General features: G+C 55.2%; 7 protein-coding genes. 6 read left to right on the top strand and 1 reads right to left on the bottom strand.

All coding sequences use genetic code 11. The features are described 5' to 3' along the window. From ACFQUU_RS23255 to ACFQUU_RS23240, 4 genes are all read left to right on the top strand, one after another. On the top strand, positions 1–283 hold a 283-nt coding region (locus ACFQUU_RS23255; RefSeq protein ID WP_382250501.1), incomplete at its 5' end, for a transposase. Between the two features lie 1,965 nt (positions 284–2,248). After that, positions 2,249–3,121 carry a hypothetical protein gene (locus tag ACFQUU_RS23250; RefSeq protein WP_382250500.1) on the top strand — a complete coding sequence of 291 codons (873 nt, stop codon included), beginning with the start codon at positions 2,249–2,251 and terminating at the stop codon, positions 3,119–3,121. 24 nt (positions 3,122–3,145) lie between these two features. After that, complete coding sequence (locus tag ACFQUU_RS23245; RefSeq protein ID WP_382250499.1) at positions 3,146–3,907, top strand: N-acetyltransferase; 762 nt, start codon at positions 3,146–3,148, stop codon at positions 3,905–3,907. 185 nt (positions 3,908–4,092) lie between these two features. Beyond that, positions 4,093–4,224 (top strand): hypothetical protein, encoded by a 132-nt coding sequence (locus ACFQUU_RS23240; RefSeq protein ID WP_382250498.1) that lies wholly within the window; start codon positions 4,093–4,095, stop codon positions 4,222–4,224. Between the two features lie 44 nt (positions 4,225–4,268). Here ACFQUU_RS23240 and ACFQUU_RS23235 read toward each other — a convergent pair whose 3' ends face one another. After that, entirely contained in the window at positions 4,269–6,503 is a 2,235-nt protein-coding gene (locus ACFQUU_RS23235) for an NADP-dependent isocitrate dehydrogenase (protein WP_382250497.1), read from the bottom strand. A gap of 306 nt (positions 6,504–6,809) precedes the next feature. Here ACFQUU_RS23235 and ACFQUU_RS23230 point away from each other — a divergent pair, with 306 nt between their 5' ends. Then, the gene (locus ACFQUU_RS23230; RefSeq protein WP_382250496.1) at positions 6,810–7,748 is read left to right on the top strand and encodes an endonuclease; all 939 of its coding nucleotides are present in this window, start codon (positions 6,810–6,812) and stop codon (positions 7,746–7,748) included. Between the two features lie 257 nt (positions 7,749–8,005). Beyond that, positions 8,006–9,226, top strand: coding sequence for a helix-turn-helix domain-containing protein (locus ACFQUU_RS23225; protein WP_382250495.1), 1,221 nt, complete (start codon positions 8,006–8,008; stop codon positions 9,224–9,226). The last annotated feature ends 50 nt before the right edge of the window (positions 9,227–9,276 follow it).

The following is a 9,276-nucleotide window of genomic DNA, read 5'->3' as shown; positions in this document are numbered from 1 at the left end:
ACGACTTATTGGGGATCGCGCCTACGACAGTGATCCGCTCGATCAAAGGCTGGCACAGCGCGGTATTGAACTGATTGCGCCACATAAGCGAAACCGGAAGAAAGCAGCGACGCAGGACGGGCGAGCGCTGCGGCGTTACACCAGACGCTGGAAAATCGAACGCACCTTCGCATGGCTCAACAAGTTCAAGCGCGTGCTTACCCGATGGGACCGCTGCATCGAACATTACACTGCCTTTGTTCATCTTGCTCTCGCCATGATTCTGCTCCGAAGGTATTTATGAAATCAGTTCTAAAAAGAATTGCCCCGACTGCCTTCAATGCCTTTGCCACTATATTACGGTCTCAGGACCGATACCATATGCGCTGAGGGAATTACAGCGACAGCGGTTTAACGAGGAGGTTTATTGCGTAAATTGCGCCTCCATAACTATGAACGTGAACTGGCAGACATGGCGAACTCGAATCCATGGTCAAAACGTATGAGAGATATGCTCATCGCTCTTACGCGTGAACGATTTTTACCAAAAGCAGAGCCCAGCCGGAGAAAAGGCCCGCCGGGAACAGGAAGGTATTCGGCTGCAAAAAGTGGCAGCAACGTGCGCAGAGTCTGTTTCACTGGACCTCCTTGCGACCCTCTTCCCCTCACTGCCCGCCTTTCCATTTCGGCATACCCGTCCATGCAAAGTCAATCCACTTGAATGACACCTGAGCTCTGCCGAAATTAGCGCCGAGCAGTGCGCCACTCCAGCTGGTGTAGGATAAAAAAGTACAAGGTATCGTTGGTCTGAGACGCTTTGCGCGCAACGCAAACAAGCAATTGCCATCGTATGCTGCCGATGTCTTACCTGTTAACGCATGCGCACAACTTCATTTCCGATTTTCCAAGCGCGACATAAGGGAGATGTAATGAGTACCGAAACACGTAGACAGTTTGAAGCATGGGCTGGCTCCTAAGATCTTGAACTTAAACCAGTACGATGCACAACGGGGGAATTCGAGTATTGCGAGATAGACACGGACTTCGCGTGGCAAACCTGGACAGCACAGACAGATGTGATTGAACAGACACGTAATCGCTTGGCTGTCGTGGAAAAGGAAAACGGCATTTTGAAGAGTGAGGCGGCGAAGGCATTCGCGTCGCGAATTGCAGAGAGGCATCTCATCCTCCACGCGCTGCGGGACGCTGAACGTTACCGCTATCTTCGCGAACATTCCGATATGTTGTCGCGGTCGCCAGAGACAAAGTGCCAAGCACCTCATGAAGTGGATGCTTTGGTAGACTTCGCGAGATTTGGCAAGATAGATACTTAGGTGCGTTATATCGTCATGGATCGAAAGCCGCTAGCCGTTGTATGCCGACTGGATTTGATTTCGACCGGAAGTAAGTTCCTGAAATTTCGACGAATGAATGTCAATATCATGACCTACGGCCTTTACCTGATGGGGATTGACGTAAAACGGACGATTTTTGAACTGATAACTTAATTACAGACAATGCGTGCCAGTGAAGAAAAGGCCCGACAGGACTTCTCGTCCTTCAATGGAAGGACTTCGAAAAAGCCGTGAACATTTTGCACGATGTACAACGCCGGTAATCCTATGCCGATCCCGTCCGATAAGCTGACATGTCTCGTCGCTCGTTGAGAGACCCTGTTGACGAATAATTCAAAGCGTATATACTCAAGCCACATTCAATCACTTCCATATTGACACTAAAGTGAACAAGGTCTGCATCCTCGCGAACCGAAATTGTTCTGCCCTGCACGAGGCAGTGTCATCTATCGTTGCGTGCTTCATTTTTGAGCAGCGTCCGTGCCATCTTCCGTACGAGAATGCTTCTTTGAGTGCTTGCCCGGCGCAACTGTCCACCCGAGACCTCGCCTGCCTCTCTTAGGCTCGGTGAGCGCCTAAGAGAACCATCTGGTTTCCATAGGCCTCCCGAGCTACAGCCCGCTAACCTGATCATCCTGTCGACGCTTAACGCGCCAGACCAACCACGCCCATGTTCTGACCTGTGCGTGTCGCAGCGACTGTTGATGATCCATACATAACATACTGAGTCTTGTCACGGCAGCGTTGCGACGTTACAGGCGGCCAGACAGAGATGAGCGTCGTATTGTCGTATTAAAGCGTAGCCATCACGTAGCTGCTCGCATTGTGTACGGGCTTGCGAAGTAAGCAGGAAAACATCCCCATTCCCCGTTATCGAACAGATGCTCTGTTGTAATTTATTGAACTTGATTACCATGGATATTGTTAAAGAATTTGTTAAGGCAAAGCGGCCCTGCGCAGATGGGTTCCGCTGGTTTCTGCGTCACTACCAGGACGGAAGCGATTATCAGCCATTGTTGGATGCGCTCGTTGCCGCAGGCAGGTCAGATGACGCTTGCTGGCTGCTTGACCAATTTGGTCCAACGGACGCTGTACTAACTCTGGACGATCTCGAAACGGAATCGGTCGTATTTGCGGGCACACTTGACGTACGCGGTCACATCCATGTTGATTCGATCCTGCGCGCGGGCCGATCGATAAAAGCAGGCGGCGGGATCCATGCCGGTCGCACCATCATTGCCGGAGAGGACCTGCGATCCGCCGGAAGTATTCGTTGTGGCGGGGTGGTTCGTGTCGGTGGCGACATGATGGCCGGCTGGGGCATCAATGTCGACGGTCCTATTCAATGTGCAGGGAATCTGCGAGCGGAATGGGAACTGGTTTGCGACGGCCCGCTGTCTGCCGAAGAGAATGTTATCGTTGGACACGACTTAGTCAGTAAGGCCGCAGTTCAATGCGGTAAAAGCATTCGCGTAGGTGGCTCCATCACTGTCCTGGATAGTCTTCGGGTGGAACAAGGCATTGAGTGTGGCGACTCTATTCTCTGTCACCATCATGTAGAGGCAAATTGGGGCGCCAAGGCGGGCAAAACCATTCGCGCAGGCGGCTCAATCAAGGCGGGCGAAAGCTTGCAGGCTGGTGAGGATATCCAAGCAGGCGTTGGTTTCGGCGTGTACGCCGGACTGGTGGTCAGAACCGATGCGTGGGAAGCTAGCGCACGAGTTCATGCAAAGCTAAAACCAGAGCGATTAATGAGTGGTTGGTGGGCGGGACCCTGCCCTTGCTGATGCGTAGCGCGCTGTCGAATCCTCATGCGTATTGTTTCTACTAAAACTCTTAGTATGTATAGCGCTTTCTTTCCAGTCTTGAGTGCGAAATCGGGTGACCATACGATGGCACTGCGTATAGATGTTAACCTCGAACCGGCCGAATTCGAACAGGAGTTGGAGCTAATTTATCGCCGACTCACGCGTCCCGGAGATGCACTTTATGGGCTACTCGAACTGGAAATCGGTCTTCCGGGCTTCATTGTTCGTTATCGCGAGGCAGATGGAGAACACTATATCTACGTTGAAGATATCAGACGCCGATGCCTGGCCGGCTATACCGTATTCAACCGATTAGTAGAACTTAACCGACGCGCAGATCGTCTGCTACGTGCCCCGCATTCAAAATATGCTCCGCGGTATCAACGGCGCGGCATCACGACGACGATCTACAAATGGTGGCTGGACCGTCATCACTGTCTTATCAGCGGAGCACGTCAATCCGTCGCAGCCAATGCACTGTGGCAGTCTTTAAGCAAACACTACGACTTAGTCTACGTAGAACTAGATCGTCGGATCATCCATCGTTTGGGACGACAGCCGAGCCCCGTAGTGCAGCAGCGGTTGAGCACCCGGTTGATCCTGGTCAGCCGAACATATGGAGTAGAACGTTTGGCCGAAGGTTGCGGATACGCTCTAGAACAGGACGAACACGACATGCCGTCATCTCAACAATCTCGGCGTTCGTATGGCGCTTTGCTACGGCTTCACGCAGGAAGAATTCTCAACAAGTATGGGTCAGGTTAGATGGTGCCTCAAGAAGCCTTGCGTTGTACTGCTATCTTTATCTATCTGACAGTAGAATCTTGAAGGACGGCTTACCTAGTTTGATAGACGTGCGAATCTTTATTAATCCAGCGGTATTTTGGATTCCCCTCCGTCGTGCGGTCGATCTTGCTGCCTCACAACCTGGAATCTTGCAAGAATATTGAATGGCTGAATTTGATCTGACGATCGACGTGGTCAACTGTGAGGAAAGCGGCGCTTATTCTTCGCTATTTGCTTTTGAACCGCACCTCGGCACCACGCAGTTGGTCGTACCGAGGTTGAAGCGATTCACATAGAGTGCCAGACAAAGGCATCCACACATCCGTCAGCGTCGCCGACCTCAGACGGCCACTGTCTCCAGAGTGGCGTTGAACGTCGCACTTGGGCGCATCACTGCCTTTACTTTCGCATCGTCAAGCTTGTAGTAACCACCAATATCGACAGGTTTTCCCTGCACCTCAATCAACTCAACAATGATCTTTTGTTCGTTGTCCGCGAGCGCTTTTGCCAGCGACGTAAACGAAGCGGCAAGCTCAGTGTCGTCCGTCTGCGTCGCCAGTTCCTGCGCCCAGTACATGGCCAAATAGAATTGGCTTCCGCGATTGTCAAGTTCGCCGGTCTTGGGCGAAGGCGACTTGCGGTTGTCCAGCAGTTTGCCGGTAGCCGCATCGAGAGTCTTGGCCAAAATCTTTGCCTTCATGTTGCCAGTCTTGATGCCCAAGTCTTCCAGGCTTACGGCCAGCGCCAGAAACTCCCCCAGCGAATCCCAACGCAGATGGTTTTCTTCAACCAGTTGCTGCACGTGCTTGGGGGCCGAGCCGCCCGCACCGGTTTCGTACATGCCGCCGCCGGCCATCAGCGGGACGATGGAAAGCATCTTCGCGCTTGTGCCCAGTTCCAAGATTGGAAACAGGTCAGTCAGGTAGTCACGCAGAATATTGCCGGTGACCGAAATCGTGTCAAGCCCGCGGCTTACGCGCTCGAGCGTATAGCGCATCGCGCGTACTTGCGACATGATCTGGATATCCAGTCCGGTCGTGTCATGGTCTTCCAGATAGGTCTTGACCTTCTTGATCAACTCGTTTTCGTGTGGGCGGTAAGAATCGAGCCAGAACACTGCCGGCATGCCGGAGTTGCGTGCTCGTGTGACGGCCAGCTTGACCCAGTCACGGATTGGCGCATCCTTGACCTGGCACATGCGCCAGATGTCGCCCTGCTCGACATTCTGCGTCAACAGCACCTCGCCGGTAGCCAGGTCGGTGATGTTAGCGACGCCGTCTTCCGGGATTTCAAAGGTCTTGTCATGGGATCCGTACTCCTCCGCTTGCTGTGCCATCAAACCTACGTTAGGCACTGTGCCCATCGCACGCGGATCAAACGCACCATGCCATTTGCAGAAGTTGATGATCTCCTGATAGATACGGGCGAAGGTGCTCTCGGGGATCACCGCCTTGACTTCCTTAAGCCGGCCGTCGGCACCATACATCTTGCCGCCGGCACGGATCATGGCTGGCATGGACGCATCGACGATAACATCGTTCGGCGAATGGAAGTTGGTAATGCCCTTTGCCGAATCGACCATCGCCAATGCAGGGCGATGCTCCTGACAGGCATGGAAGTCACGGATGATTTCTTCGCGTTGCGAATCCGGCAACTTGGCGAGCTTGTTGTGCAGGTCAGCCATGCCGTTGTTGACGTTGACACCCAAGCTGTCAAGGAAGGCGCCGTGCTTTTCGAACGCTTCCTTGTAGAACATGCGGACGCAGTGGCCGAAGACGATGGGGTGCGACACCTTCATCATCGTTGCCTTGACGTGCAATGAAAACATCACGCCGGTCTTGTGCGCGTCTTCGATCTGTTTCTCGTAAAAGTCCAGCAGTGCCTTGCGGCTCATGAACATCGAATCGATGATCTCGCCTTCCAGTAACGAGACCTTCGGCTTCAGAACGATAGTCTGGCCGCTCTTTGTGAGCAGTTCCATTTTCACGTCGCGTGCTTTGTCCAGCGTCATCGATTTTTCGCCGTGGTAGAAGTCGCCGCTGGTCATGTGCGACACGTGGGTGCGCGAGGCTTGCGACCATTCGCCCATCGAGTGCGGGTTCTTGCGTGCGTATTCTTTGACAGCGCGCGGTGCGCGGCGATCGGAGTTGCCTTCGCGTAGCACCGGATTGACGGCGGAGCCGATGCATTTGCCGTAGCGCGCCTTGATGGCTTTTTCTTCGTCAGTCTTCGGATCGGCGGGGTAGTCGGGAATGTTATAGCCCTTGCCCTGCAATTCTTTAATCGCTGCCAGCAACTGGCCTACCGAGGCACTGATGTTGGGCAGCTTGATGATGTTGGCGTCCGGCTCGAGTGTTTTCTTGCCCAGTTCGCTGAGCGTGTCCGGCACGCGCTGCTCCGGCGTAAGGTAATCGGAGAAGTTGCCGAGGATACGAGCTGCGACGGAAATGTCGCTCTGCTCGATGCGAATACCAGCCTGCTTGGTAAAAGCGCTGATGATTGGCAGGAAAGCGTGGGTCGCCAACAAAGGCGCCTCGTCAGTGAGCGTGTAAATGATGGTCGGATCGCTGTTCATAGCTGTTTCCTCGGTTGTCGCGGACGTTTTAGAAATTCTTCAATTTACGATTACTGCCTATCTCGGCTTACGCTCAACGTCACCTGTGTTGACGGCCAATAGGTAGTCAAATGAGGTCTTATATAAGACATATGATTATCTCCACATTATGCATGAGCTTTTCACGATATGCAAACTAATGAGACGGCGCTGAGTGGATTGTCTGAAACTATCTGCCCATCTCCCTTTCAAACCGAGATATTTCTGCATCCGTCTTGGGTTTCCGCCTTATCTCTTGCAACATCAACAAAAAATAGAAGCTACATCATGCATGCCCGCATCAGCTCTGTCGGTCTCCTGATGCCTAAGGTGACATCTCGCGACACCCTTTTAGCGACCAGTATCGGCAGCATCGATGCTGCGAGTCTGGAAGCGTTACCGCAAGGAGCGGGAATTTACCGTTTTCTGGACGCTACGGACTCTCCTTTGTATATTGGCAAAAGCGTCAACATCCGGTCTCGCGTGCAGGCACATTTGCGTACGCCGCAAGAACGCGCTTTGCTGCGAAATACGCGACGCATCGATTTTCTCCGCATGGCGGGAGAAATGGGTGCATTGCTGCTCGAATCGCAATTAATCAAGCAGTGGCAGCCGCCTTACAACGTGCTGCTGAAATCGACCGCAACTGCCTACGCCCTGTATTTACCCAAAGGCAGTCTGCAGCCGCAAGTCGTAGATTATGAGGATGCGGCTCGATATTCTGCGCACGGATTATTTTCCTCGCGCACGAATGCGGAAGCAGGATGGCGAGCTCAGATAAGGCGGCATGGATTATGTCCTGCGCTGCTCGGCATGGAACAGACGACGCACGGTCGAGCGTGCTTTGCGCATCAGCTCGGTTATTGTCGCGGGGCTTGCATTGACGTTGAAACTCCGCTCGCACACACACGCCGCGTGCATAAGGCCTTGAAACAACTGGACCAGTATGTATGGCCTTATGCCGGTCCGATTGGCATTTTTGAAAGTGACGGCCACCTGCATCAGGTGCACGTAGTCGAACGGTGGGCCTACCTGGGAAGCTTATCGGCATGCCAACCCGCACTACAGCTTCCACGCAACATTCGACTCGATGTCGATACCTTCAAGATACTTGCTGCGCGGCTTGCCGTTGGATTGTTGAGGGCCGTCGATCTGCAAATCACGAACAACGATCGTGGAATCCGGAACTGCACATTTCCATTTCAAAATAAAGCGACTAAAGTTTGATGGGGTGGTACCCGGGCTTCTTTGATTGATTCATCGTTCTACTGCACCGGAGACCAGTGGTTGACGGGCTTTCCCAATGCGACGACGTGCCGGCGTACCGATCGAGCGCATCAGTTTCGACCATTCAACACAGCCATTCAATGTCTCTGTCCCGGGCAAAGCCGGACTCCAAGTTCGAGTCTGAACCCCTGTCAGTTGCGCCGTCAGCCGGAAAGTTGCACGGACACTACACCGGCGCGACGGTGTAGGATATTGTCATGGACTCCCTGATTACGGCGGCCGCGCGCGCACTTGCCGCCGGTGACGCACTCGCCGCGCTAAAGCGAATCGCGCTGCGCGACGATCCGCCGGCACTGGCCCTACGCGGCATCGCCATGGCTCAGCTCGGTGAGTACTCGCGCGCCCGCGAACTCCTTCGACGCGCTGCCCGCGGCTTCGGTGCCCACGAGGAACTGGCACGCGCACGCTGCATCGTTGCGGAGGCTGAGGTGGCGCTGGCTATGCGCGATCTCGGCGGCTCGCCGCGTTCGCTGACGTCAGCCACGGCCACGCTTGAGGCGCATGCCGATCTCTCCAATGCGCTGCAGGCACGACTGATCGCGACGCGCCGGCTCTTGTTGCTCGGCCGCCTGGACGAGGCCGGTGCCGCTCTGGCGCGGGTCGATGCGCGCAACCTGCCGCCCTCGCTAGTCGGTGTGGCCGAACTCACCGCCGCCGAACTCGCACTACGTTCGCTGCAGATCGATGCGGCTCGGACAGCGCTGGCACGCGCACACGACGCCGCCAATCGTGCGCGCGTGCCAGCGCTCGTGGCCGAGGTGGCGGAAGCGTTGACTGCGCTCGATCGCCCCGCCGCCCGACGCCTCGTCGCCGGAGGCGAGCAGGCGCTAAACCTGGATGACGTTTCAGCGCTCCTGACATCGGACGCGCTGGTAATCGACGCATGTCGCCGCGGACTCGGCATCGGGGCCGCTTGGCGACCGCTGGCACGCCGACCGATCCTGTTCACGTTAGCACGTGCACTCGCCGAGGCCTGGCCTGGCGATACCGATCGGGAGACCTTGATCGCGTGCGTATTCCGAACACGTCATCCTGATGAGTCGCATCGGGTACGCCTCAGGGTCGAGATCGGTCGTCTGCGTGCCCTCGTCAAACCGCTGGCGGACATTGAGGCAACCTCGCGCGGCTTCGCGCTCAGGCCGAGGAACGGAAGTGCTGTGGTCGTCCTTGCGCCACCCATTGATGGCGACCAGGCATCGCTGTTGGCGTTACTCTCCGACGGTGCGGCGTGGTCAACCTCCGCCTTGGCGCTCGCGCTTGGGGCGAGTCAGCGCACCGTCCAGCGCGCCCTCGTCGAACTCGAGGCCGTCGGACGCGTACGCTCGATCGGCCGGGCACGCGCCCAGCGGTGGTTGTCTCCGCCGCTGACAGGATTCACGACGATCTTGTTACTCCCTACTGCGCTGCCAATTCTATAAAGTTGTCTTGCAGCGCCGATCCGAGGCGCGACACGAAGCAAAAGGAGGCA

Origin of the sequence: Herbaspirillum sp. GCM10030257 (assembly GCF_042666555.1) — a bacterium.
Lineage (GTDB): Bacteria > Pseudomonadota > Gammaproteobacteria > Burkholderiales > Burkholderiaceae_D > Noviherbaspirillum.
The sequence above is the reverse complement of the archived record's forward strand: the minus strand, read 5'-3'. Positions and strand labels throughout refer to the sequence as shown.

What these genes read in the sequence shown, in the direction of transcription:
- ACFQUU_RS23250 (WP_382250500.1), top strand. Translation starts at nt 2,249, where the DNA reads ATGGATATTGTTAAAGAATTTGTTAAGGCAAAGCGGCCCTGCGCAGAT.
- ACFQUU_RS23245 (WP_382250499.1), top strand. Translation starts at nt 3,146, where the DNA reads ATGCGTATTGTTTCTACTAAAACTCTTAGTATGTATAGCGCTTTCTTT.
- ACFQUU_RS23240 (WP_382250498.1), top strand. Translation starts at nt 4,093, where the DNA reads ATGGCTGAATTTGATCTGACGATCGACGTGGTCAACTGTGAGGAAAGC.
- ACFQUU_RS23235 (WP_382250497.1), bottom strand. Translation starts at nt 6,503, where the DNA reads ATGAACAGCGATCCGACCATCATTTACACGCTCACTGACGAGGCGCCT.
- ACFQUU_RS23230 (WP_382250496.1), top strand. Translation starts at nt 6,810, where the DNA reads ATGCATGCCCGCATCAGCTCTGTCGGTCTCCTGATGCCTAAGGTGACA.
- ACFQUU_RS23225 (WP_382250495.1), top strand. Translation starts at nt 8,006, where the DNA reads ATGGACTCCCTGATTACGGCGGCCGCGCGCGCACTTGCCGCCGGTGAC.